Annotated in this window: 25 protein-coding genes and 6 tRNA genes; 10 read left to right on the forward strand and 21 right to left on the reverse strand. The window is 49.5% G+C overall.

The window, feature by feature from the left end; translation table 11 throughout:
* Positions 1-29: 29 nt before the first annotated feature.
* The 8 genes from hppD to QSV34_RS10055 form a co-directional block, all read right to left on the reverse strand.
* Positions 30-1,109 (reverse strand): 4-hydroxyphenylpyruvate dioxygenase, encoded by a 1,080-nt coding sequence (hppD, locus tag QSV34_RS10020; RefSeq protein WP_289154308.1) that lies wholly within the window; start codon positions 1,107-1,109, stop codon positions 30-32.
* A 150-nt stretch (positions 1,110-1,259) separates the two neighbouring features.
* Complete coding sequence (locus QSV34_RS10025; protein ID WP_289154310.1) at positions 1,260-2,783, reverse strand: sigma-54-dependent transcriptional regulator; 1,524 nt, start codon at positions 2,781-2,783, stop codon at positions 1,260-1,262.
* 44 nt (positions 2,784-2,827) lie between these two features.
* On the reverse strand, positions 2,828-3,166 hold the full coding sequence (locus QSV34_RS10030; protein WP_289154312.1) for a 4a-hydroxytetrahydrobiopterin dehydratase: 339 nt from the start codon (positions 3,164-3,166) through the stop codon (positions 2,828-2,830).
* 166 nt (positions 3,167-3,332) lie between these two features.
* On the reverse strand, positions 3,333-3,644 hold the full coding sequence (locus QSV34_RS10035; protein WP_289154314.1) for a TusE/DsrC/DsvC family sulfur relay protein: 312 nt from the start codon (positions 3,642-3,644) through the stop codon (positions 3,333-3,335).
* Complete coding sequence (gene tusB, locus QSV34_RS10040; RefSeq protein WP_289154316.1) at positions 3,644-3,925, reverse strand: sulfurtransferase complex subunit TusB; 282 nt, start codon at positions 3,923-3,925, stop codon at positions 3,644-3,646. Before tusB ends, QSV34_RS10035 begins: the two co-directional genes overlap by 1 nt.
* The gene (gene tusC, locus QSV34_RS10045; RefSeq protein WP_289154318.1) at positions 3,925-4,287 is read right to left on the reverse strand and encodes a sulfurtransferase complex subunit TusC; all 363 of its coding nucleotides are present in this window, start codon (positions 4,285-4,287) and stop codon (positions 3,925-3,927) included. The genes tusB and tusC overlap by 1 nt, the downstream gene beginning before the upstream one ends.
* 1 nt (position 4,288) lies before the next feature.
* Entirely contained in the window at positions 4,289-4,684 is a 396-nt protein-coding gene (tusD, locus tag QSV34_RS10050; protein WP_289154320.1) for a sulfurtransferase complex subunit TusD, read from the reverse strand.
* Positions 4,685-4,734: 50 nt separating this feature from the next.
* Positions 4,735-5,442 (reverse strand): Bax inhibitor-1/YccA family protein, encoded by a 708-nt coding sequence (locus QSV34_RS10055; protein ID WP_289154322.1) that lies wholly within the window; start codon positions 5,440-5,442, stop codon positions 4,735-4,737.
* A 194-nt stretch (positions 5,443-5,636) separates the two neighbouring features.
* On the opposite strand from QSV34_RS10055, the gene QSV34_RS10060 reads away from it, so the two are divergent.
* The 5 genes from QSV34_RS10060 to QSV34_RS10080 all read left to right on the forward strand — a co-directional run bounded on the left by QSV34_RS10060 (position 5,637) and on the right by QSV34_RS10080 (position 11,054).
* Complete coding sequence (locus QSV34_RS10060) at positions 5,637-7,127, forward strand: glutamate-cysteine ligase family protein (RefSeq protein ID WP_289154324.1); 1,491 nt, start codon at positions 5,637-5,639, stop codon at positions 7,125-7,127.
* 49 nt (positions 7,128-7,176) lie between these two features.
* Positions 7,177-8,199: a M14 family metallopeptidase gene (locus tag QSV34_RS10065; RefSeq protein ID WP_289154326.1), complete on the forward strand. Its 1,023-nt coding sequence runs from the start codon at positions 7,177-7,179 to the stop codon at positions 8,197-8,199.
* A gap of 162 nt (positions 8,200-8,361) precedes the next feature.
* The gene (locus QSV34_RS10070; RefSeq protein WP_289154328.1) at positions 8,362-9,501 is read left to right on the forward strand and encodes a beta-ketoacyl-ACP synthase III; all 1,140 of its coding nucleotides are present in this window, start codon (positions 8,362-8,364) and stop codon (positions 9,499-9,501) included.
* Positions 9,502-9,507: 6 nt separating this feature from the next.
* Positions 9,508-10,194, forward strand: coding sequence for an iron-containing redox enzyme family protein (locus tag QSV34_RS10075; protein WP_289154330.1), 687 nt, complete (start codon positions 9,508-9,510; stop codon positions 10,192-10,194).
* Positions 10,194-11,054, forward strand: coding sequence for a DUF6999 family protein (locus QSV34_RS10080; protein ID WP_289154333.1), 861 nt, complete (start codon positions 10,194-10,196; stop codon positions 11,052-11,054). The genes QSV34_RS10075 and QSV34_RS10080 overlap by 1 nt, the downstream gene beginning before the upstream one ends.
* 51 nt (positions 11,055-11,105) lie before the next feature.
* Here QSV34_RS10080 and QSV34_RS10085 read toward each other — a convergent pair whose 3' ends face one another.
* The 12 genes from QSV34_RS10085 to QSV34_RS10140 form a co-directional block, all read right to left on the reverse strand.
* Positions 11,106-11,732, reverse strand: coding sequence for a glycine-rich domain-containing protein (locus QSV34_RS10085; RefSeq protein ID WP_289154335.1), 627 nt, complete (start codon positions 11,730-11,732; stop codon positions 11,106-11,108).
* A complete protein-coding gene (locus tag QSV34_RS10090; protein ID WP_289154336.1) occupies positions 11,729-12,526 on the reverse strand; it encodes a nucleotidyltransferase domain-containing protein in 798 nt (265 codons plus the stop codon). The genes QSV34_RS10085 and QSV34_RS10090 overlap by 4 nt, the downstream gene beginning before the upstream one ends.
* Before the next feature lie 57 nt (positions 12,527-12,583).
* On the reverse strand, positions 12,584-13,732 hold the full coding sequence (locus tag QSV34_RS10095) for a slipin family protein (protein WP_289154337.1): 1,149 nt from the start codon (positions 13,730-13,732) through the stop codon (positions 12,584-12,586).
* A gap of 394 nt (positions 13,733-14,126) precedes the next feature.
* Positions 14,127-14,202, reverse strand: a tRNA-Ile gene (locus QSV34_RS10100).
* Between the two features lie 130 nt (positions 14,203-14,332).
* The gene (locus tag QSV34_RS10105) at positions 14,333-14,896 is read right to left on the reverse strand and encodes an HNH endonuclease (protein ID WP_353738380.1); all 564 of its coding nucleotides are present in this window, start codon (positions 14,894-14,896) and stop codon (positions 14,333-14,335) included.
* Between the two features lie 138 nt (positions 14,897-15,034).
* Positions 15,035-15,109: transfer RNA gene (locus QSV34_RS10110), tRNA-Lys, on the reverse strand.
* A gap of 15 nt (positions 15,110-15,124) precedes the next feature.
* A tRNA-Gln gene (locus QSV34_RS10115) sits at positions 15,125-15,198 on the reverse strand.
* 17 nt (positions 15,199-15,215) lie between these two features.
* A tRNA-His gene (locus tag QSV34_RS10120) sits at positions 15,216-15,287 on the reverse strand.
* A 22-nt stretch (positions 15,288-15,309) separates the two neighbouring features.
* A tRNA-Leu gene (locus QSV34_RS10125) sits at positions 15,310-15,457 on the reverse strand.
* A gap of 15 nt (positions 15,458-15,472) precedes the next feature.
* Positions 15,473-15,547: transfer RNA gene (locus QSV34_RS10130), tRNA-Asn, on the reverse strand.
* A gap of 671 nt (positions 15,548-16,218) precedes the next feature.
* The gene (gene rtcA / locus QSV34_RS10135) at positions 16,219-17,235 is read right to left on the reverse strand and encodes an RNA 3'-terminal phosphate cyclase (protein ID WP_289154341.1); all 1,017 of its coding nucleotides are present in this window, start codon (positions 17,233-17,235) and stop codon (positions 16,219-16,221) included.
* Positions 17,236-17,330: 95 nt separating this feature from the next.
* Positions 17,331-18,557, reverse strand: a complete 1,227-nt coding sequence (locus QSV34_RS10140; RefSeq protein WP_289154344.1) for an RtcB family protein — start codon at positions 18,555-18,557, stop codon at positions 17,331-17,333.
* Between the two features lie 209 nt (positions 18,558-18,766).
* Between QSV34_RS10140 and rtcR the strand changes: the two genes are divergently transcribed.
* The 5 genes from rtcR (at position 18,767) to QSV34_RS10165 (ending at position 23,935) form a co-directional block, all read left to right on the forward strand.
* Positions 18,767-20,362, forward strand: a complete 1,596-nt coding sequence (rtcR, locus tag QSV34_RS10145) for an RNA repair transcriptional activator RtcR (RefSeq protein WP_289154347.1) — start codon at positions 18,767-18,769, stop codon at positions 20,360-20,362.
* A 141-nt stretch (positions 20,363-20,503) separates the two neighbouring features.
* Positions 20,504-21,847 (forward strand): DUF2314 domain-containing protein, encoded by a 1,344-nt coding sequence (locus QSV34_RS10150; protein ID WP_289154349.1) that lies wholly within the window; start codon positions 20,504-20,506, stop codon positions 21,845-21,847.
* Between the two features lie 65 nt (positions 21,848-21,912).
* Positions 21,913-22,542 (forward strand): DUF4253 domain-containing protein, encoded by a 630-nt coding sequence (locus QSV34_RS10155; protein ID WP_289154351.1) that lies wholly within the window; start codon positions 21,913-21,915, stop codon positions 22,540-22,542.
* Between the two features lie 56 nt (positions 22,543-22,598).
* On the forward strand, positions 22,599-23,117 hold the full coding sequence (locus tag QSV34_RS10160) for a hypothetical protein (RefSeq protein ID WP_289154352.1): 519 nt from the start codon (positions 22,599-22,601) through the stop codon (positions 23,115-23,117).
* A 92-nt stretch (positions 23,118-23,209) separates the two neighbouring features.
* On the forward strand, positions 23,210-23,935 hold the full coding sequence (locus QSV34_RS10165; RefSeq protein ID WP_289154354.1) for a DUF2225 domain-containing protein: 726 nt from the start codon (positions 23,210-23,212) through the stop codon (positions 23,933-23,935).
* A 407-nt stretch (positions 23,936-24,342) separates the two neighbouring features.
* On the opposite strand, the gene QSV34_RS15195 is transcribed toward QSV34_RS10165, so the two are convergent.
* Positions 24,343-24,420 (reverse strand): integrase core domain-containing protein (locus tag QSV34_RS15195; RefSeq protein ID WP_353738374.1); only part of this gene is annotated, 78 nt, incomplete at its 5' end.

The following is a 24,420-nucleotide window of genomic DNA, read 5'->3' on the forward strand; positions in this document are numbered from 1 at the left end:
CTGCGCGGGGATGACGGACGTATTAATTGTTAGTCCAGAACGCCGCGGCGAATCTGGTCTTCTTCGATGGACTCAAACAGTGCCTGGAAGTTGCCTTCGCCGAAGCCGTCGTTGCCTTTGCGTTGGATGATTTCAAAGAACACAGGGCCGATTACTGTCTGGGTGAAGATTTGCAGCAGCAGGCCAGAGGATTCCGGGTCGCCGTCGATCAGGATTTGCAGTTCGCGCATTTCGTCCACGTTTTCCTTGTGGCCCTGCACTCGACTATCTACTTTCTCGTAGTAAGTGTCTGGAGTAGGCATAAAGTCCATGCCTTTGGCGCGCAGGTTGCGAACGGTCTGGTAGATGTCTTCAGTAGACAGGGCGATATGCTGAATGCCTTCGCCGTTGTATTCGCGCAGGTATTCGGCGATCTGTGACTTGTCGTCAGAGGATTCATTCAGAGGAATGCGGATCTTGCCGCAGGGGGCAGTCATGGCCTTGGATACCAGGCCGGTTTTCTTGCCGGTGATATCAAAGAAGCGGATTTCACGGAAATTGCCGATATTCTCGTAGAAGCTGGCCCAGGTTTCCATGTTGCCGGTGTGTACGTTGTGGGTCAGGTGGTCCAGGTCTTTAAGGCCGCCTTCGTTGGCTGCTACGGTCTCTCTCCAGCCGTCGTAGAACTTGAAGTCCACATCGTAGATTTCGCCATTGCTGCCGTAGCGGTCTACAAAGTACAGGGTGCTGTTGCCAATGCCGTAGACGGCGGGAATGTGCAGCTCCATGGCGCCCACGTCGGATTTAAATAGCTCGGCTCCCTGGGACAGGGCGTAAGCGTGTGCTTTGGCGGCGTCTTCTACGCGGAAAGCCATACCGCAGACACTGTGACCGTGCTTCTCGGCAAATGCAGCCGCCTGGGAGGAGGGCTCGGCGTTGATGATAAAGTTGATGTCGCCCTGCTTGAACAGCCAGGCTTCCTTGCTGCGGTGTTTGGCCACTTCAGAAAAGCCCAGCAGCTTGAACAACTCTTTCAGCTCGGCAATGCCTTCGGCGGTTGGGGCGGTGTATTCAACAAATTCAAAACCGTCGGTTCCAAGGGGGTTTTCGGTGGCGAGTTGTACGCTCATGTGCGGGCCTCTGGGTAATTCACTGGTGATATGAGAAAGCCGGGATTTTCTCAAAATGGGCTTTTCTCTGCCTAGTAAAGAGGCCCTGAAAACGGGCTTGATAAGTTTTGAATTTTGTAAATATAAATTTACGGACGACTCTGGAAAGGCTTATTTGAGCGACTTTTTCCCTATACCATAGTCGCGCAGCTTGTTAGCAATGGCGGTATGGGAAATGCCCAGCCGTTGCGCCAGTTTGCGAGAAGAGGGATAGGCGGGGTAGAGGCGTTGCAGCAGTTCGGATTCAAAGCCCTTGATGGCGGCATCCAGGGTGGTGACGTGTTCCCGGTTTACCAAGCCCCACTCCTCGGCGTAGCCGGGCAGTTGGAAGTTCTCCGGTTCAATCACCACCCCCTGCGCCACCGATGCCGCTTGTTGCACGGCGCTTTGCAGCTGGCGCACATTGCCGGGCCAGGAGTAACCTTCCAGTACCGTGCGTGACAGTTCTGAAAGATGCAGTCGACTGCGGCTGGCTGCGTTGTACTGGCGCAGGAAATGGCGCGCCAGCGGCATGATGTCTTCGTGGCGCTCCCGCAGGGGCGGAATGTCCAGGCTGAGGGCGTTGAGGCGATAGAGCAAATCGTCTCTAAACTGCCCTTGTTCGCAGAGTGCGTGCAGGTCTTTTTGTGTGGAACAGATGACTCTGGCTTCACTGTGTAACTCCTGCTCGCTGCCCACCCGGCGATAACTGCCATCCTGCAACAGGCGCAAAAATTTGGCCTGCAGGCTTTGTGGTAGCTCGGCCACTTCCTGCATAAACACAGTGCCGCCGTCGGCTATCTCAAACACCCCTTTGTGAACCGTGCCGTCTGGGTCTTGTTGGCCGAACAGTTCGCTCTCGGCGGCGTCTTCAGGCAAGCCGGCACAGTTGATGGTGAGGAACGGCTGCTCGTTGCGCAGGCTGTTCTGGTGGCAGGCTCTGGCCAGCAATTCTTTGCCGGTGCCGGTTTCCCCGGTGATCAACAACGGCGCGTCGAATTCGGTGATGCGCTTGGCCTGGCGCAGCAGGCGCTTCATGCGCGGGCTTTTCGCCTGAATAAATTCAAAGTGGCCACTGTGCTTGTTCCAGGCGGCGATCTGGCGCCCCAGTTGGGCGGCATTTTTGAACACCACCACGCCACCGGCAAAGGTGTTGTCGTTGCTCACCGTAATAGGGTTGATGTTGGCCAGGTAGGGGTAGCCGGCAAATTCCAGCTGACAATTGACTTCGCTGGGGCTATTGAGCCACTGGGCCAGGTTAAAGCCTTTTAGCCACTGCTTGAGATGCTTACCCCGGGCTTCCTCCATATCCAGCTTCAGCAGGCTCAGGGCGGCACCGTTGGCAACGCTGATGTTGCCCTCCTGATCCATGGAGATAACCGGGTCTGGCAGGGTGTGGAGCAAGGTGTGAATTTCGCTCTGCTCCCGCTCCAGAGGCATGTAGGGCACCCGCACTACGTCTTTTACATCGCTGATGCGGCGGATTTCCGGCATCAGCTTTTGCAGTGCGTCGAAATCCAGGTTCTGAAAGCGCAGGAATACCTGGCCATCTTTGCTGACTTCAATGCCGCGCAGGTCGATGTTATGGCGAGACAGGGTGTCGAGTATTTCCAGGGCAATGCCAGGGCGGTTTTTGCAGCTGACCAGTAGGCGCATAAAGGTAATCAGTAGGTGGGTTTGCTTGGATTGTAACGATTGGTTTACGGCAGGGCCAGCTCATCTGTGCGCGCTGCCAGAATAAAATCATTGCGGTGCAGGCCGCGGATGGTGTGAGTCCACCAGCTCACGGTGACTTTGCCCCATTCCACCAAAAGGACGGGGTGGTGATTGACGCTTTCTGCCACTTCGCCAATCTGATTGGCAAAATTCATTGCGTCGCGAAAGTTGCTGAACGTAAATGTTCGTTGTAATTGCTTAATGCCATTGATATCGACGATTTGCCAGTCTGGAAGCTGAGTGAGGAGAGTCGCCGATTCTGAATCGCTAACCTGGGGGGAGCCTGGCCGGCAGGCTTCACAGGTTTCTTGTGCCAGTGACATGGTGGCCTCCATTGTTGCGGGGTTACACGCAAAACTCTCAAATTGTCATTGCGAGCGCAGCGAAGCAATCTAGTGTCTTTTTAACACACTGACATATAAACAAAGCCACTGGATCGCCGCGCTTCGCTCGCGATGACAATTTTTAAGTCTCGCTGCCATTAACCAGTTACAGGCATCCTTCCGGCTTGGGCAGTCCGGCAATTTTGCTGGCGATTTTTGCCGGGTTTGGTGGGAATAACCGGGTCAGGTAAATGCTTTTTCCCTTGTCCGGCCCCAGGTGTTGAGTCACGTATTTGACCAGCGGGCGCATGGGCGGGGAAATATCAAACTGCTGCTGAAATTGGCGCAACAGGTGGAGAATTTCCCAGTGTTGTTCACTCAGCTCAATGTTTTCCGCTTTGGCCAGAGTGGTGGCAACATCTTCTGACCAGTCATTGAGATCGGTCAAAAACCCCTCTTTGTCGGTAGCGAATGACATCAGTACCAGCTCTGTACGGCACTGGCCTCACAGGCCAGCTGCACAAATTCCGGGTAGTCCACCACCGTAACCTGTGGTGGCACTTTGCTACCCAAACCACGGGCAGCAATATCACCCTTCAGGGCAAATACTTTGTTGTTGGGTAACTCTTCTTCCAGCGCAAGTACCCCGTAGACACCATCTTCCAGCAAGAGAACCACATCATCAGCGCCCAGGTTGCGGAGGCAACTGTCGTAAGCCTGATTGTTAAAAGGGGATTTGTTAACGGTGTGCAGAATCATCAGAAGCTCACAATATGGCGGTGGCCTGCCATCAGTTTTTGCACAGCATCGCTATTCAACACGGTAAAACCCCGATCGATATTTTCCGCGGACAGTTTGCGGTTGTTCAGTGAATGCTCATCTACGTAGCGCTGCTCAATGTCGTACATGGGCAGTGCTGCAGCCATGGCGCTGTTGTTTTTCTGGCCGATGTGCGCCGGTTGTTGGTCGTTAACCAGTTGGAAAACCCCATCGTCCATAAATAGCACGGATACACTTTGCCCCAAGGAAGCAGCGGCGAGAGCGGCTTCTAATCCTTCCCGTGCCAGGCAGGAACCGTAGGGTGCGGTGCGCAGAATAAATAACAAGCTGTTATCAGCCATTTCAGCGACCAAAGGTGATCAGTCTGTCGGACTGCAAGGCGGCATCTGCCAGCTCCCCCAGTCCCTGCAACTTGAAGTTCGGCTCGTCCAGATTGCCGCTGTTGTAATCGTAGCGTTCGGCTTCTTCGCTATCGACAATGCCGCGCCGCAGGGCGGAGGCGATACACACGGTCATGCGTGTGCCATGCTTTTCCCCAAGGGACTTCCAGGCTTCCCGGATATTGTCTTCGCCCTGTGGTGGTGTCAGCAGTTGTGATCCGTTGTGGACACCATCGTTATAGAAAAACACCCGATAAATCTGGTGCCCGCTTTCAAGTGCTGCATTGGCAAAACGCAGGGCGGATGATGCAGCCTGGTGGCTGCCGGGGGCGCCGAGAACGATCAGGGAAAATTTCATGGTCTGGAGAAAGGGGAATTAAAAAAGCCCGGCGAACCGGGCTTTTTTGATCAGTCGTCAGCAAAGCCGATTAAGTGTAATAGATTGGTAAACAGAATATGAATATCAAGGTAGAGCTGGGTAGTAGCCATAATGTAGTTGCGTTCACCACCATTAACAATGCGGCTGGTGTCAAAAAGAATAAAGCCAGAGAATACAAGTGCCGACAATGCATTGACAGCTAAAAAGGCTCCACTTAATTGAACGCCAAAAAGGCTTGCAACGGCTAAACCAATAGAAGACAGAAAAACAATGATAAAGCCAGTAAATAAAAAGCCTTTCAAAAATGTAAAGTCTTTCTTGGTATTAATAACGTAGGCGGAGAGTATTAAAAATACTGCAGCCGTACTACCTAGTGCTTGCATTACAACGCTTGAGCCATTTGGCATGGACAGGTAGTGATTGAGGATCGGCCCAAGAGAGAAACCGAGCAGGCCGGTAAACAGGAATACAACGGGCAAGCCGGCGGCAGAATTGGCGGTACGTGGCAATACAAACCAGACTACAACGATAGCGGCTATGCTGGCACCTAGCGCGAGTCCGTGGCCCACTTCCATAGTAGTAGAAAGCCACGCTGCTGCGGCACTGAATAGCAGCGTCATGGAAAGTAAAAGATAGGTATTCTTGAGAACCTTATTGATCTCGACCGCTGACTCAATCCCGCGAGGGGCGGTGGTTGCAGCGGCTTTGGTTGAAACAGAATAATGTTGTTCAGCCATTTCAGACTCCATTGAGTAAATATCTAGGCTAATCATACAAACCCATTGGGCTAAATCAAGAGAAATTAACCTAGATTTACCTGACCAGAAATTACTTGCGAGTGCTGAGATATGCAGGTACAACAATAAGTGGGCAGCGGAGCAGGGTAGTTTCGCAAACCCTTACGGAGAGTACTTGTTTATCGGGGTAAGTTATGGGGATGGCAGTTGATCGCGCCGAATTTACGGATAGCGACTATAAAAATTTCAGTAAAAAACTCAATCGTAATCTCACAGCACTAAAACATGTATTGGCACAGCCGGGGTTTGGCGAAGGGGAGGCCTCTCTGGGAGCGGAGATGGAGGTCTACCTGGTAGACCCGGAAGGCAGGCCATTGCACCGCAACCGGGAAATCCTCAAAGCCTTTGACGACCCGCTGCTTACCCTGGAACTCAACCGTTACAACCTGGAATACAACTTCAAGCCCATGCCTGCTCGCGGCACGCCGTTTAGCACCATTGAGCGGGACGCCAGGGATGCACTCAACAAGCTCGACAAAATTGCCAGGGATTTTAATGGCCGGGTGCTGCCCATAGGCATTCTGCCCACTCTGCGGGAAACAGACTTTGGCGCCGATGCCATGACCGACGAACCCCGCTATCACGCCCTGGTGGATATGCTGAAGCGGGTACACAAACCCGATGCCTCTACCTTCGGTTTGGAAATCAACGGCGCTGACCCACTGAATCTGAGCGACGCTCATATCACCATGGAAGGGGCTTGCACCTCGTTCCAGTTGCACTACCGGGTGCAGCCGGCAGAATTTGCCAGTGCCTGGAACGCCATTCAGCTGGTGTCCCCGGTAGTACTTGGCCTGGCGGCCAATTCGCCGTTTATGCTCGGCCACCGTTTGTGGCACGAAACCCGCATTCCTCTGTTCCAGCAATCTTTGGAGGGAATACCTAACCAAAACCTGGAATGGCGCTTGCCCCGTAGAGTCTGCTTTGGGCTCGGCTGGGCACGCCACAGCGCCGCAGAACTGTTCGAGCAGATGGCGCGGCTTTACCCACCACTGATTCCGCAATGCCATGAAGAAGACCCGCTGGACATGGTGGATAACCGCCTGCCAGAGCTGCACGAACTGTTAATGCACACCAGCACCGTGTGGTCATGGAACCGGGCGATCTACAGTACCGGCGACAATGGCCACCTGCGTATAGAAATGCGCTCGCTACCGGCGGGCCCAACTGGTGTTGATATGGCAGCCAATGCGGCGTTTTTTGTCGGGCTGGCAGCGGGCATGCGCGAGCAGGCGGATAAAATGGCGACCCTGTTGCCGTTCGAATACGCGGAATACAATTTTTACCGGGCGGCGCGGGATGGCATTGATGCCAGGGTAATCTGGCCAACCAAGCGCAATATCGGCCTCGACGAAATAAACATCACCGACCTGGCGGAATCCCTGTTGCCCACCGCAGAAGCGGGGCTGGCACGCCTCGGTGTGGACTACAGTGAAGTGCAGCGCTTTTTGTCCGTAATCTCTGAACGCATAGACTGCCACCGCAACGGTGCCAGCTGGCAGCTGGGCCAGTTTAATCGCCTGCACAAAAGCCTGGATCGGGAGCAAGCCCTGTCGCGCATGGTGACGCTCTATCGGGAACGGGCCAAAAGCAACATTCCTGTGGCCCAGTGGAATTACGAGTAACTTATGTTGTATGAAGCGTTGAGTACAGAGATTGGGTAAAGAAAAAACCATGGGACAAGCGGAGCCGTTGTGGAATACCTGGGAAGCGCCTGCTCCCAATGAGATACCCGAAAACCTGGAAGAATTCTTATGCCACCTGAGCGGCCCCACGGTAATTAGTTTGCCTGGTGCTGACCCGTCCACTACACGAGTAGCGGTTACGCTGTTGCACGGCAACGAACCCTCTGGCGCCAAAGCCATTCACCGCCTGCTACGGGAAGGTTTCCAGCCTGCTACAAATACATTACTGGTATTGGCGTGCATCGCTACCGCGCTGACAGAGCCACTGTTCAGCCACCGGCTGTTGCCGGGCTGCCGGGACATGAACCGCTGCTTTAAGCCGCCATTTGATGACTATCAGGGCCAGCTCGCCAAAAGCCTGATTGATACCCTGGCCGGCCTGCAGCCGGAAGCCATTGTCGACCTGCACAACACCTCCGGCGATGGCCCGGCGTTTGCAGTTACCAGCCAATTTGGTGTTGAGCATATGTCCCTGGCCAACCTGTTTACATCGCGCCTGGTGTATACGGATCTGAGCCTGGGCTCGTTGATGGAAATAACCGAACCGGGTTGCCCCGTCGTTACCATTGAATGTGGCGGTGCCCGGCAGGCAGAGTCCGATGATGTGGCTTACCAGGGGTTACAGGAATACCTGCTGCGCCCCCACCTGTTTAAAAATGCCGCTGCCGTACAACTGGATTTGTATCGTCATCCTATGCGCCTGGAACTGAAGGAAGGGTTCCAAATTGATTGCAGCAGCCAGCCCACGGATGCGGATGTTACCTTGCAGCGCGGTGTTCAAAATTTGAATTTTGGCGAAGTGGAAACTGGCCAACAACTGGCCTGGCTGGGTGAGCAGGGCATGGCGGCGCTGCAGGTGAAAGACGGTGAGGGCGGCAATCGCCTCGACGAGTTTTTTGAGCAGCGGGAAGGGATGTTGTGTACCCGGCAGCCGCTGAAACTATTTATGGTGACGGAAAACCCGCATATTGCAGCGACGGATTGTTTGTTTTACTTGGTGGGGGTGGAGTGAGCTGGGTTTCACCCCGTCATAGCGAGTAGTGACGCTGCATCTAGAGAATTGGAGGCCTTGATGTTTTATCCGATTTACCTGGACTATTCAGAATGTATTCTCATCATCACCATTTTATGATTATGATGACGAACTATAAACACTGAGGGATAAAAACTACACATGCAGGACGCTTATATCACCGGAGTTGGCCGCTTCTTACCTGGCCCGACTATCAGCAATAAAGAAGTAGAAGATTATATTGGCTGTATTCATGGTCAGCCCTCTGCTTTCAGAGCAGCCACTCTTCGCAAAAACGGCATCAAGACTCGCCACTACGCTGTCGATATTGAAGGTAATCACCTTTATACCAATGCTCAAATGGCTGCCGAAGCGATACGTGCAGCAGCGGCGAACGCCAAGCACGATGTAGCCTCTTTGCAACTACTGGCTACCAGTACAACTCAGGGTGATTTATTGGTGCCTGGGTTTGCCAGTGCTGTGCATGGTGAATTGGGCATACCGCCGCTAGAGCTAGCATCCTTCCAAAGTGTATGCGCTAGTAGCATGATGGCTATTAAAAACGCTTACCTGAATATCAGGTCTGGCGATAAACAAACAGCCGCTGCTTGTGGCAGTGAGTTTTCAAGCCGCTGGTTTCGCCCTGGCTTTTATGAATCTTGTGTTGCAGAGGAAGAGGCTCGCAAGCCGCCCATCGATCTGGATTTCTTGCGCTGGACATTGTCCGATGGTGCTGGTGCTTTATTTATAGAGCCCAACCCCAAATCGGATGGAGTGTCCTTACGCTGTGACTGGATTGACCTTCAATCGTTTGCTGATCGCTTCGATCCTTGTATGTACGCTGGCTCCAGTAGCAATGTGCCAGGGGAAAATTTACCTTGGAGCCATTATGCCTCACCGCAGGAAGCTTACCAAGCAGGCGCGATGGCACTGAGACAGGATTTTGAATTGCTCTATAAAATGTTCCCGGTGTGGCTTGGGTACTACCTGAGTCTGATGGACAAACACGGCTTTAATCCAGAAAGCATTGACTATTACTTACCTCATTACTCGGCCAAATCCTTGGGCGAAGAGATGAAAAAACTGATGAAGAGCGCTGGGGCTATGATTCCGGAGGAGCGTTGGTTTAATAATCTAACCACTGTAGGTAATACCGGCTCGGCTTCGATTTTTTTGATGTTGGAAGAACTCTTGCGCGAACAAGATCTACAGCCGGGTCAGACTATTCTTTGTTTCGTGCCAGAAAGCGGCCGTTGTATAGCCTCATTTATGCACCTCACTGTTGTCACCAACAAGGACTAACCAGATATGGAAATGAAATCCTCTAAAACAGCGGCACAAGCTGTAATGCGTCAACTCATAATCACATGGACCGATTTTGAAAGTCGCCTCCTGAAAGTGCCTATTATCGAGCGCATTATGCGCGATCAATTACAGCTGGAAGATTATCGCCAAATCCTGCTAAACCATCGTCAGCAGGTTATAGAAGGCAGTCGTTGGATCGCCCGAGCCTCCTCTTCTATTGATAATCGCTACCCGGAACTACGCTCTACTTTTATTCGTCATGCCAATACTGAGCATCGCGATTATCAGATGTTGGACGCAAATTACTTGTCAGTAGGTGGCGACGTAGAGACGTTGGCCAACAGTGAAAAGAATATAGGTAGTGAAGCCTTGTCTGCGTGGATGTTTCACCAAGCCAGTCAGCCCAATCCATTCGACCTGTTAGGCGCAATGTTCATTATCGAGGGATTGGGAAAACAGTTTGCCCGCACCTTCGCTCAGAAAATTCAGAAACAATTGAGACTGAGCGATGATCAAGTGAGTTTCTACCTATACCATGCTGATCACGACGAAGAGCATATTGGTGAACTGGAAGATGCGCTGCAAAGCGGTATTCTCAGCGATGATGGCTTAGCCGGCCGCATTGCCAAGACCGCGCGGGTAACCGCCAGGCTTTATCTGTTGCAGTTGGAAGAACTGGGGAACTACTGATGAGTTGGTCTGACGATTTCGACAATCAAACCATCAATACAAAAGACCCTAATCCTTGGCTGGCACTCTATCTGGATGGCAGTTTGCCTATGCACGATCCTGCCAAGCAGGCGCTGCTGCGTGGTCACAATACTTGGACCCGACGACTGCTTCTGCCCATTGTTCGTCCGCTTGCGCGGCTAAATATTATTTTGGTGCAACTTCTTCGAGTCATTTTGCCCGAGCGTTGTAGTTCTTCGCGGATATTGCACAAAACCATCTATTGGGGATTGAAAACTTTCGTCCGAAACGATGCCAATTACCTAATTTTGAGGCACTTCCATATCGGCACGGAGATACTGGGTTTTATTGCTGATAACGCCAAGGTCACCATCGAGAGTACCGAACCCCTGCGTCCCAATAATTTGGAAGGTTTAATCGAGGATACCTTCCTGATTCACGATCTGAATATATTCAACTTTATTTTGGAGTTAAATCACAAGCTGAAGGAAGAGGGGCGGGATCTGACAGCTCCCGAACACCTTAATTTGGGTTCTATTACCGATGGCGAGTTTGATATTGAGTTACCTAAAGAGAAGGCATTCAATGTGTTGGACTTACAGACAGCTATTGAAATGTATACGCCTTTGTACGCGCTGTTTCTATCCGATCGAGACTTCTGGCGTGCTAGTAATTCTTTACAGCTGGATGAAACGATTGCCATTTACATCGGTAAAATACTGAATGATGCCATACCATTGGGTTTGGTGAATAATCGGCATCCGTCAGTACCTGTGTCGACTTTACAGGCGGGATTTCGGTTGATGCTGCATGGCTTGGATGCAGAGATTCTGCATGGATACCTGAGGAGTTTGAAATAACTGCTTATGTCTCAGCGGGTGAGTTATCAAATCTACCCCCACAGGTATCTACTAGTCTCCCCCACAGCTACCACATGAGCTGCTGCAACCTCCACCACAGCGACCGTCTTTACCACCACCTTTACCACCGAAGCTGGCAAACAAAAATCGCAGAGCCAAAAAGCCCACGACACACCAAAACCCTATTTCTAACCAACTGGTGCTTTGATCCCCACTTTCTGCAAAGGCAGTCGCTACGGTTCCTGCTAACGCTGCGGGTACAAACCACTTCAGTATGTGACTCTTATTATTTGGCTTTGAATTCCATACTAATTGTGGCGGCTCTTTGCCAAATTCGGCTCGATAAAGGGCAAGGGTTTTCTCGAATTGCATTTGCATCTGAGTATCTGAGGGAGTGTGATGCAGCTCGGCTCCAAGTATTTCTGAGCAAAACCGACCCCAGTAGGATTTAGTGAATGTCAGGTGTAAATGCCATACAAGATCAATCGCAGGGGAGGGTGAAACCATACCTTGCTGCAAGGTGGCCAGATAGCAAAATCGCTTGTATTCATCTACTACCTCTAGACAGTGATTATGCTTCCAGCCAGTTTCTTGCTTTAGCTTGGTGATAAATAAATCATATTGCCGATCAGCAATTTTGTGATTACGAAGCCGATTCCATAGTTCTTGATTTGTCATGCTACCCCCAATACTGAATGAAACAACTCGTTCAAATCTGACATATCAGGCCTAAGCATTGCCTTATCCAAATCAAGGTTGCTCAAACGCTCAATCTCCGATTCCACATAATCATTGAGCGCCTTGATGGCGGGTACAAGCTCTTTTTCGGTGCTGGCTTGTTTGCGTTTCAAAAGAGCAGTTATCTCCCGATCAAGTTCTGATCCGTCAGGCACTAGCTTGCGCAGCCGATCAAATTCGATGGGCGGAGGTTCGCGGTACTCTTCTAACCAGCGGACAGAGAGCAGGGGGCGCAGCACATAGAAGTACTTTTTCAGGGGTACGATTTCTGCTTGCAAGTAACCACGGTAGTTGGTTTTGGCCATACTGCGATAATGATAGATGCCTTTTTCAACAGAGTATCCCCGGCTAAGCAAACTTCTGGCTTGTTCAGCAAAGTGGCCATCATCTACGTACACAATAGGTGATTGGAGCCACTCCACAAACGAGGGGTTAGACTTGCTGAAAAGCCTCAGTGCTTTGCGAACATCCCAGCCATTGATGTCTATTTCGTCGACTATCTCGTATTCGATCACATCCCGTTTATCTTCCAGATCTACAGCCACATACCAATCTTTTGGGTGCGCGTAGATAAAGCGAACATCAAAGTCGCTGTTTTGTGAGGCGAACCCCCAGGCTCTGCTGCCGGATTCCACAGCGTACAGAATTTTGACGCTGTGTTCTTTTTCGGCGGCGCGTATTCGTCGCAGGATTTCTGCTCGGGTTTCTTTAGGTATCACATGTTCCATCATCATGATGTCACCTATCAGTGAAAGCCATCTATTCGCCGCAATAGCAAATAGATGGCGGGTTTAGCTGTTGGGAGACAACTTGACCATATCATTCAGCACGCTATCGAGACCACCGTAAACGGAGATCTTGTCGATGCGGCCGGTGACACGCTCCAGTGCTTCCAGTTCTTTCAAACGCAGCAGCATTGGGTTGTTTTCCATCAGCTTGGCGGTGTTATGCAGGGAGCGCATCGCCTGAGTCTCCTCGCGACGCTTGATCAGGTTGGCTTCAGACTCTTTTTGAGCCTCTACAACCTGATTCAGAATTTCCTTCATATCACCGGGCAAGATAATGTCTTTTACACCAACGCTTGCCAGTTCAATTCCGTACTCGGTCAGCTTGCTGCGAATACCGTCTGCAATGGCGACGTTCAAGCTGTCTTTGTCTTCCAGCAAGTTATCCAGCGTCTGGGTTCCTACCGCTTCGCGAAGGTGCAGTTGCAGCTCGCGATAGACAAAGTTGGCGAAGTCGTTCAGCTTGAGTGCAACGATCTTGGGGTCGATCACCCGGTAGCTACCGCTTAGGTTTACCCGCAAGCTGACACGGTCTTTGGTCAGGATTTCCTGGCCGCTGACTTCGATCGCTTGCAAGCGCAAATCCAGCAGTTTGACGGCTACTGAGCGGTTGTACCTCCAGTAACCGTAGCTTCCTGGCTGCAGCAGCTCCTGAAACTTGCCATTAACGGTCAGAAGACCCACGTGCTCGTCGGGTACCTCCACATAGTTGATGGCGTTGGAGGCGTTGCGGCTTTTGCCAATGGCCAAACCGCGGCCCAGCAACTTCAGCAGTTTGCTATCAATGGCAAACTTTTCGCTGATATCGATCACATCAATACGCACGTCTTCGATTCCCTTCCATACGGCAAGGAAGGTGCCTGGTGCAAGAATATCCACCAGGTGACCATCGCGGTAGAACAGGCCTACCTGCATATCGGTCAGCTCAAAGCGGTCAATAAAACCATTCAGCTTTTCGGCCTGAGTATTGAGCAGGAACTTGGCTTTGGCGTGGTCAAAAACAATGTTAGTGGCATCGTATTTTTCCAGGCGAGTTTTGCCAGCCAATGCGTTAATGCGATGGCGGCCGGGCTCAAGTACTCGGTCCAGCCGGTTGCGCCGGTACAGTAATGCCCGCTCGTTATCGGCGATATCTACAGTATTCCATAACATCATTTTTCTCTCCTTTCTCTTGTTGTTCTTTAGGTTACAAATAAAGCGAGGCTCACCCGAAAACCCTGGGGCTGACAGCTTGATCTGCAGTGGGTGGCGGGTCAGTGGTTTGCGAATATCTGGTTCATTGCGCCTTTGTGTTAACTACTGCGCGCGTAAAACCCGTATTCAGCAAACTTGACCAGACACCGTCTACAAACTCCCCTGATAGCGGCAGTGAGATCGGCGTTCCAGTTTGTCAATTCTCTCGTTTGATCCAAAATTCGAATCAAACGATTGATGTCAAACATTCCAGAACCATGAGCCTCTGGTAGATTTATTTAGCAAGGACCTGAACCTTGTGGGGACTCGAACCCCGGGCCTCTCGGCCTTACCTTTTTGTCGTGTTTCAGACGACTGGTACTTTGGCAGGATTCGAACCTGCGCCCGATCGATTATGAGTCGATTGCTCTACCCAACTGAGCTACAAAGTCGGTGTTTAGGCCGGTTATCAAATTGGTACACAACACATGAAGCATGCTTGTGCCAGGCCGATAATCAGAATCGGCTCCGCTAATTTGAATAACAGTTCCCAAACCTTGTTGTGACAGACCGCTTATTGCATTAAGCAGCCTGCCAGCATCTTTGCCCGGTAAACCGAGCTTGCAGGTACTCCATTTGATCGCCGCGAATGCGACGGTTTGCCAAGTACATAAACTCAAATACATTTGGCTCAAAGGGAATAGCCAGCAATTCCATACCTGCCTGCTCCGGTGTGCGGCCACCTTTGTGGCTATTGCAACGGGCGCAGGCGGCAACCACGTTTACCCAGACATCCGGGCCTCCTTGCACACGGGGCACAATGTGATCTCGGGTCAGTACCCGATCATCAAACTGCTGTCCGCAGTACATACAGCGGTGGCCGTCGCGGCGAAACAGCAGGCGATTGCTCAATGCCGGTATAAAGGCTCTTTTCCCTATGTCACCCTCGCAGGCAATAATGGGGGCAAGCAGCAAAGACGAGCGCTCACCATGGCTATTGATGCCACCGTTAATACGGTAGTGGTCTTCGCCCAGGCTCCACAGCACTTGCTCTTTCACATACAGAACCACAGCCTCTTCAGGGGTAACCCATGATTGAGGCAGACCTGTTTTGTTCAGCCTTAGAATGCTGTTTTGCATTGCCATTTTTCTCTCCTTCTCCAATATCGTGCTCGGCATTGAGCACTAACACCCGATGCAGGAATCGAACCTGCCACCTTCAGCGCCGCTGACCAAAGTTCCACTCCTGTAGAGCTTTTTAATCAGCTGGACTGGTCGAGTCCGTGGTTGGGGCAGTGGGAGTCGAACCCACCTATGCCGGCTTAAAAGGCCGGTGCACAACCGCTATGCCATACCCCAAAAAATCATTAACATTGGCTGCGGTGCCTGGAATCGAACCAGGGATATCGGAGTCAAAGTCCGATGCGTTACCATTACGCTACACCGCATATTTCCTGTGCATTTGGGGTGGCGCCGGGGATCGAACCCTGGTCTCCTGGTTCACAGCCAGGCACTCTGCCACTGAGCTAACACCACCGTAGCAACACTTATTTCTAAATTGGTGCCCCATCTTGGAGTGACTCGAGCCATCCATGGCTCTCGGGCTGCGCCCGCCTGCGGCGCCCAAATTTGCTCTCCTGCAAATTTGTCGAACCAAGAACCTCCAGAATCTAAATCTGGCGCCTCTTCCAATTGGGCCAATGGGGCAAATAATTAATTATTTGGCTGGCCTGGCAGGACTCGAACCTGCGATATTCCGGTTAACAGCCGGACGCTTTACCACTCAGCTACAGGCCAACAGCTTTTAAAAACACTAAAAAATAAAACCCCGACTGGGGCTGCCAGACGGGGTTTCGAAATTGCTTTCTACTGATCCGAATGGCGTAGCCATTCGGAACTTCCGAAGACTACTTCATTGTTGTTTCTCCTGACCTTCTGCCATTGAGTGAGCCAGAAAATTACGTTGTTTATGAGAGAAGAGGGGGCTTACATAGTTTTTGGGCGCATCTTCCCTCTGCCCACTTATCTGCGGGCACAGTTCATTAAAATTCGAAAGTTGTTCTGTCCAATTACTCAGCAAGCTATTCTCCTCACTGTTCTCATCATTTTCTTTCGGGTACTAAAAAGCCCGGATCAGTTACCTCGTAAAGAGGTGGCCTGCCGGGCTTTACAATAAAATATCATTTCATTGTAAACCTGAAAGGCCAGTTAGCCTTCCAGGTTGAAAGCTAACTAATACGCTACGTTCAGGTGTTCACGATCTAACCCAGCACACATTGGCTGGCTATTTTTAAATTGCACTATATTTTGGTCGCAACTATCCTGGCACAGTATCGAGCTGTGCTTGGGAAGTGTGTTGTAGATAAAGTCTATCTTCATTGCGACGATTAAAAATTCAAAAAATATAATTTGGTTGGCAATAATAATCTTCAAAAATATTATGTCAATCAATTTCCGAATTTTAAAAACTATTTATCGACAAAAACTTCCCAGTAATCTTTTTTCAGCTCTTTAAGCGAGATGTTTACTCCTGTCATTTGTTTAATCACATCAATATTTGTCAGCAAGTGCTGACTTGGTTGTAGAGTACGAAAGCATCCTCCATTACCTAATGCCATAGGCAATACCAGTTGATCGGCCAAGTGCTCACCCACTGGTACATCTGCTTCCAGATAACGCTTCATATCCTTCATCGCTCGCCCGGCAACTCGCTCTGCACTGACATGCCGTTCGCCAACAGATTCAAACACTTCCGTAACTGCTTCTGATGCAACTTGCAACGATAGTAAGTTGCCAGGGCCTGCGGAGTTAACCAGTTTTTGCGTCAACTCTGATTCGCTCCAGTAGCATTTCTTTTGCACTTGAGCCAACTCGCGTTCTGTCACATGCTCTGGCACGCGCGCAGATATGGCGACAGCTTTTCGCTTAATAATTTCGCCTCGCTTGACCAAATCCAGAGACTTGACTCCCTTGGTTGGTTGTATTCGGGCTTTCCAAAATCCGCCGCCTGCCGGGTAAAAACCGTATCGCTCTAGTTCCACCTCAACATGGCAACCCATTTTATTTATGATTGGTAAAAAGCACCGTTCAATAAACTCGAAGCTCGGTGCCATACCGTTATGGGTTCCACCCTCCAGAGTTAATTCGCTAATATCATCAGCAAGAAGCAGGGGTAGTAGCACCGTCTGGAATACCAACGTCGTACTGCCCGCCGAGCCAATCGCAAAATGGTAGCTGCCTGATTTAACCTTTCCGGGTTCAAACGTCACCCTGGATGATCCCATTGCATCACCACTGACCTGAGCATTGCAAATGCCCTGAGCAGCCCGCAAGCAGGTTAAATGCTGGCGCAATAATCCCGGCTTGTTTCTGCCTGCCCGAATATTCTCAATGCAGACCGACTTGCCAAGGCACATGGCCAGGGTCAACGAGGTTCTGAATATTTGCCCTCCACCTTCGCCTTGAGAGCCGTCGATAGTGATCATTCTTCTTTCTCTTTAGCTTGTTTATTCACAACTAGCCGCAAGCGTCCGTCAAAAACGGTCGCCATCCCCTGGCGTAAAAACATCCCTGTAAACCGTTAACCTTTCACGCAGACGACTTGCTTCAGCGTGTAAACCACTTCTACCAAGTCCTTTTGCGCTGCCATCACTTTTTCGATGGGCTTGTACGCAGAAGGGGTCTCATCGATTACACCTTGGTCCTTACGGCATTCCACATCCGCTGTGGCCAAGCAATGCTCTTCCAGTGAAACCAGTTTCTTGGCTTGTGTACGAGACATCACTCGTCCGGCGCCGTGGCTGCAGCTGCAAAAGCTCTCTTCGTTACCCAGGCCGCGAACTATGAAAGACTTTGCTCCCATGCTGCCGGGAATAATGCCCATCTCACCTTCGCGGGCTCGTACCGCGCCTTTGCGAGTGACCAATACGTTTTTGCCGTAGTGGTTTTCGCGGGAGACGTAGTTATGGTGGCAGTTCACTGCTTCCATACGCGCCTCAAAGTTGATTTTCATGGTATCGCGCACGGCTTTAATGACTCGGGCCATCATTACCTCGCGGTTCAGCCGGGCAAATTCCTGCGCCCATTCCACCGCTTCCACATACTGATCAAAGTGCTCAGTGCCTTCCGGCAGGTAAGCCAGATCAGAATCCGGCAGATGGATATGCCAGCGTTCCATGTCTTTTTTAGCCATCTCGATAAAGTGCGTACCAATACGGTTACCCACTCCGCGAGAGCCGCTATGGAGCATTAACCAAACTGCATCGTGCTCGTCCAGACACATCTCAATAAAGTGATTGCCGGTACCCAACGTACCCAGGTGGTTCAGGTTATTGGTGTTTTTCAGCACACGGTGCTTTTCTTGCAGCACATCGAACTGGCCTGCCAGTTGTGCCCAGGCAGTCATTACGTCGTCCGGCGCATTAGTCCAGGCACCTTTATCCCGGTTGCCTCGGGCGCGAGCAGAACGACCGTGAGGTACAGCTTTCTCAATCGCTGAGCGAATACCCGCCAGGTTATCCGGCAGCTGGGAAGCGGTAAGGCTGGTGCGAACCGCCATCATTCCGCAACCAATATCCACACCCACTGCAGCGGGGATTACTGCGCCCAATGTGGGCACTACGCTACCGATAGTCGCGCCTTTACCCAGGTGCACATCGGGCATGGCCGCTACCCACCTATGAATAAAGGGCATACGGGAAATGTTTTTCAGCTGATCTTTGGCCTTATCTTCAAAAGGTACGCCCACAGTCCAGGACTTGATAGGTACGCCACCATCCTGCATCACTTCGTAAGTTTGTTCATTCATTTTTCAATTCCTGTAAATAGCTGTTCTCGTTTTTCTTGTTATGGGTATAGCAAGGCGGGGGCCAACTTTTGTAGTGAGGTGAAAATATTTCTTAAGTTGCTGAAAATAAAAGAATAAATATTTTTATTATGCTGAGGCTAGTGATTGCAGCAAAAAATTAAGTTAAATTTAACTATCAAAATAGATATAAAAATAATATATTCGATATTATGAGAACAGTAGCGATCAGTATTCTTGGGACTATCCTGGACCGGCGCGGCAAGAGAGAAAAGCGCTGGGACAAGTGGCGTCCCACCGTTTCCATGTGCCAACACGAAGATATGGTTATCGACCGGCTGGAGTTGTTATTTGATAACCACTCAAAACGCCTCGCTGAGCAAGTTACCGAAGATGTGGCCAGGGTATCGCCGGAAACTGAGGTGGTTCATCACCTGGTTAACTTTAATGACCCCTGGGATTTTGAGACGGTTTACAGCACTTTGCTGGATTTCACTCGTGGCTATGATTTTCAGACCAGTGAAGAGCAGTACCTCACGCATATCACCACCGGTACGCACGTGGCACAGATATGCCTGTATCTGCTGACTGAAGCTGGCTATCTGCCAGGAAAGCTGTTGCAAACATCGCCTGCTAAGCGTGGCAGCAATGCACCAGGGCAATATCAAATTATTGACCTGGACCTGTCGAAGTACGACCAAATAGCCTCGCGCTTTCAGAAAGAGCACCAAGAGGGCACCAGTTACTTGAAAGGTGGCATAGAGACCAATAATACCGCCTTTAATAAAATGATTGCCCAGCTTGAGCAAGTGTCTATCCGTTCCAGTGAGCCTATATTGATTACCGGGCCAACGGGTGCCGGCAAGTCATGGCTTGCGCAGCGGGTTTATGATCTTCGTAAGCAGCGGGGTAAATTATTTGGTCCTTTGGTGGCCGTGAACTGCGCCACGTTACGTGGTGAAAATGCCATGTCAGCATTGTTTGGCCATAAGAAAGGCGCATTTACCGGTGCTACAGCGGACCGTCCTGGTTTGTTGATGGAGGCCAATAATGGATTGCTGTTTCTGGATGAGATCGGAGAGCTCGGGCTGGATGAGCAAGCTATGTTGCTCAGGGCTGTCGAAGACAGGCGCTTTATGCCGTTTGGCTCCGATAAAGAGGTCAGTAGCGACTTTCAGCTGATTGCGGGTACCAATAAAGATCTTATCCAACAGTGCCAGAAAGGGGCGTTTCGGGAAGATCTTCTTGCCCGCATTGACCTCTGGACCTATCGACTGCCATCTCTGAACGAGCGAAAAGAGGATATAGAACCCAACCTGGAATACGAGTTGGAAAAATTCTCCACGAAATCGGGTTATCTGGTTAAGTTCAACAAAGCGGCCCGAGATAGATACCTATCATTTAGTCATTCTGCCGAAGCAGTTTGGTCGGCCAATTTTCGAGACCTCAACGCCAGTATTACCCGTATGGGAACATTGGCTGATGGTGGTCGAGTTACTGTCGATCTGGTGGATGAGGAAATCATGCGCCTCAAGCGCAAGTGGCAGGTGGGAGCTCAAGATAGAGAAGGGCATGTTGAGATGATTGATAGCGTCTTGGGTGCTGGGTATGCCGCTACTATGGATTATTATGAGCAAATTCAGCTGGCAGCTCTTATCGAGGTGTGTAGATCATCCAGGTCAATGGCGGATGCTGGCAGAAAGCTCTTTAATGTAAGTAGGGCGGCTAAAAAATCTAGTAATGACTCCCACCGGGTCAAACAGCTGCTGGGAAAATACGATTTGGAGTTTGCTAACCTTGAATTGTAATTCTGATTTTAAATCGCCTCTTCAACTTTGAGTGATGTTAAGAGTGCTGCTTTTATCGGTAGAAGGGGATAGATTAGGCAGCATGGCGGGGAAGTGGTTTATACTCCCAGCCTTTATAAGGATATTTGGACTTCCTGCCTCATGAACCATACCTGTTGTCCTCGCTTTACTCTCACTCGATTTCTTGCGCTGACGTTACTGTCTTTATGTGTGTTGCAAGCAAACACGGCGGCTCAGGAGCCTGAGCCTGCTGATACGGTTTATTACCAAACTATTCTGTACCTGATCAAAGAGCCTGCTAACCTGGGCAAGTTGATGCAGCACGAAGTTCCTGGGTTTACCAAGGCGGAAGAGTGGCCTGATAAGGTCACTAGCCCCATATACCGGTTGGAACAGTTTAGAGACCTGAAAAATCAACTGCCGCCGCCAGATATGCAAACACTGTCCTATTTTGGCCGAGGCTTGTCCCGCCAGGAGGCAGAAGAGCTGCAGCAGGCTGAGCTGGCCATTGTGTTGACCGCAGCCTATCCCATTGAACAAAACATCAAGCACCTGAAGGCACTAAACAACTTCAGCCATCGACTGGCTACAGAGAACGGCGGTTACCTGTGGGACTCAGAAACTCGTGAGCTTTTCACTCCTGATGTCTGGAAGGTTCAACGATTGGACGCTTGGCACGGTGACATTCCACTTGCTCACCAACATACCGTGATACACGCTTATCAAGACACAGACTACGTGCGGGCTATCACCTTGGGCATGGCGAAGTTTGGGTTGCCTGATATCGTGGTGAACAAGTTTTCTTGGTCTTCTAATCGCTCAATGGGCAATCTGATTAATATCGTCGCTCAGTCTCTGGCCGAAGGAGTTGTGCCCGAAGCAGATGGCCGGCTGACACTCAACATCGATCAATTGGCTGATACGCCTTTTAAGAAAGAAATGCTGGAAAGCTTACTCGACAATGCTGAACGTCAAGTTACCCTGAGTATTGCATCAGGCAAATGGGAAGAAGGCGATCCACAGAACATCCTGTTGGAGCTGACTTTCCACGATATAGAGGGAAGAGACCTGCACGCCAAACAGGAAGCTTTATTATCGCGCTTGTTTGGCTGGGAAGACTCCATCGTCTACGTAGAACAAAACAAACAGATAGAGGCCGCCAGCAATAGGGCCAAAGAAAAACTGTCTTTATTGAAAGAAGCTTTCAATAAAGGCCTTAACCCCGGCGAGTACATTCTACTAAAAGCTCCTTTCGAGACTCCAGATGGTGGTACTGAATGGATGTGGGTGGAGGTAATCACCTGGCGCGATGACAGCATTAAGGGGCTTCTGAAAAACGAACCCTTCAAAATACCCGACCTCCATGGCGGTGCTGAGGTCACAGTGAGCCAGAAAGACATTTTTGACTATATCTGGAACCGTGCTGATGGCAGCCGGGAAGGTAACGAGACAGGTGAATTGATACAGAAATACCAAAATCAGTAATGAGTCGCAGGAGCGTGCTCTAGTAAATAGGCATTAAATCAATTTGAAGTGGTGGATAAATGCAAATGAAATTTAGTGTATTGGCTTTAGCAGGATTATTGCTCTTTGGTTTTGGGTATGACTTTTCGGAGGAAGACCAAATTTTACTGGCGTCTAATAATATTGAGGCCAATGCTCTTGGCTCGATATCAGCGATTAAAGGGGTAGAACAGCTTCATACCTATGACGATGATTACAATCAAGTAAAAGCAAAGGGGGTTTTGCTGAAAGTGAAGCCAAATTCAGGCTGGAATGTAGTTAAGACTCTTAGGAAAAACCTCTCTGATAGTCCTTATCAGGCCTATTTTTACGATAACAACTTTGGCTATGGTGATGATGAAGTCGCAGTTGTGCCCACTAAAGACTCTATTCAGTACCTGAAGACAGTTAAAACCAACGGCTTGAACTACGACCTCACAGCGGATGATGTACTCAAAAAATATATCGAGTGGAATGATAGGTTTGATCTCAGGCTGCTAGGAGCTGGCATGGATTGGCTTCAGGCGGATGTAACGAAAGATGGTATTGATTGGCGGCAGTTCGCAAAAGAGGTGTATGAATTCTGCCCAGATGTGGTGGATCAAGGGACTGGCACTGTTGAAGCCCTTGAGTCTGAAATGAGGAAATCAAAAACACTGTATTTATGGTGGGATTGATGGAAGTCAGAGCTCGGAGACTGAATCTTGCTCCCTATTTATCAAAGGAGAAAGTAATGAAATGCTTTATAGGCGCTATGTTGTTATCCCTCTGTTTTTATTCTTACGCAGATAATATTGAAGAGATACAAAGCCTTGGAAATAGCTTGACTGAAGCGGTCAAATCTAAATCCTATGTGAAGCTTAAATCATTCTCAAATACAAAAGAAATCAAAAAATTCTTAAGTAAGAATAAATGTCCGGGATACAAGTATCGAGCTTATGTCTTGGCTGATAAAAATAAATTCTATCTGGTGGCTTCAAAAGGTAAAGGTGTCGTAATTGGTAGACACTTTGTTGGCAATATTAACGATAATACTGTTGATATTGACTCTCTCTCTAGTTCTACCAAGGGTTGTATAAACCTAGGACCTACGCAAAAAGACTCAGCTGCAAAATTTGTTACTCATTTAAAACCCGAACCGAGTGAATTTCACGTTCTACAGAGTAACTTAGCGAATATTGCTCTTTTTGTAAGTACAAAGGGCGGCTTATATTCAGTTTCTGAAGGAAATGTGAAAAAAATAAAGGATTAGTGCATAGCCAGATCGGGCGTAACCGCTGTCGCGATTTTCTGGTTGTTGTGCGGTTCATCAGCATCAAAAGCTTTATATAAAGGATATATAAGATGAAGATTTTTTTATTGATATTGTGCGTGGCTTTGAGCGCGACTGCGAAAGCAACTAACTGGGGCGAGACTGAAGTTGATGATCCTATCTTTAAAGGGGAGAAATGCTCGGTTCACGAGCCTATTAGCTACGGGAGTTATATTTATTTTTGGCCATCGAAGTATGATCAGGTATTTTGGCCTCTGACAGATCAATATGGCATATGGTTCTGTGAAAAGTCAGGTTTCACTGCATTCATAGGTGACTTTTCAGGATTGACCCCCAATGAGAGAGAGGAAATTAAAAACTATCTGCTTAAAAATCCTCCAAAGGATGCAAGTACTCAAACAAAACTTAATCTACTAGAAAATATCTACTCATTAAGACAAAAAGATAATACATTTAATAATCAGCTATTAAGGGTCCTGGCTAGGTGGTACCAAAGTATTGGAGATCATGAGAGGGCAAATAATTACCGGAAAAAAGCGCTCTCTGAGATTGTAAAGAATTTGGAAGGAGATCTAGATGAAATTCAAAAACTGGAATATCTGTATTTGGCTGTTAACTATTATAGGCAGCTCGGAGAGATTGAAATCAGTGAGAAGTACATTTCAAAACTTATCTTATCTTTAGATGCTGTTAAAGATGAAGGTAGCAAAGACTACGCAATGTATCTAAAAGAGCTATATCCTGAGAGCATGTATATTGAAGCGGGTGATAGTCTCGATCCTAAATTGCCAGAGTAGTTCATGTTTGAGCATGTGATTTAGCAGGCCGACCTTGTGTTTAACTATCTTGCCGTTAGTATGAAGCATGAGGGTTACCTTTTGGTTTTGATTGATTTCAGGTTTAGTCACCTTCAATCAAAATCGGTAACCCTCTCTTTTTCAAGAGGATGTGTCAGATTTGGTCTGAACTACTCCAGCTGATATCCAGCTTGGCATTCGCAATTTCATCATCGGTAAATATAGGCTTCATATTGCATTGTTGACGATACCGTCGAAGTGCTTCATGTGCGCCATTCAAGTATTGAAAGGAGACTATGAATCGCCAGTGTACGTGGCAGTGGTAGCTGCGTAGAAGACCTGGGGATTTGACTCGAGCTGACCTTTCCCCAGCTTTAGTACCACAGCTTCGATGAGACTTGCCCAATCTATGCCGCCTGATTTGCAAAAGCAACGGGCGGCAGATAATTCAATGAACTATGTGGCCGAACGTGATTGTAGTGTTG

The sequence above is a fragment of the Porticoccus sp. W117 genome, from assembly GCF_030341905.1.
In the GTDB taxonomy this organism is placed as follows: domain Bacteria; phylum Pseudomonadota; class Gammaproteobacteria; order Pseudomonadales; family Porticoccaceae; genus SCSIO-12696.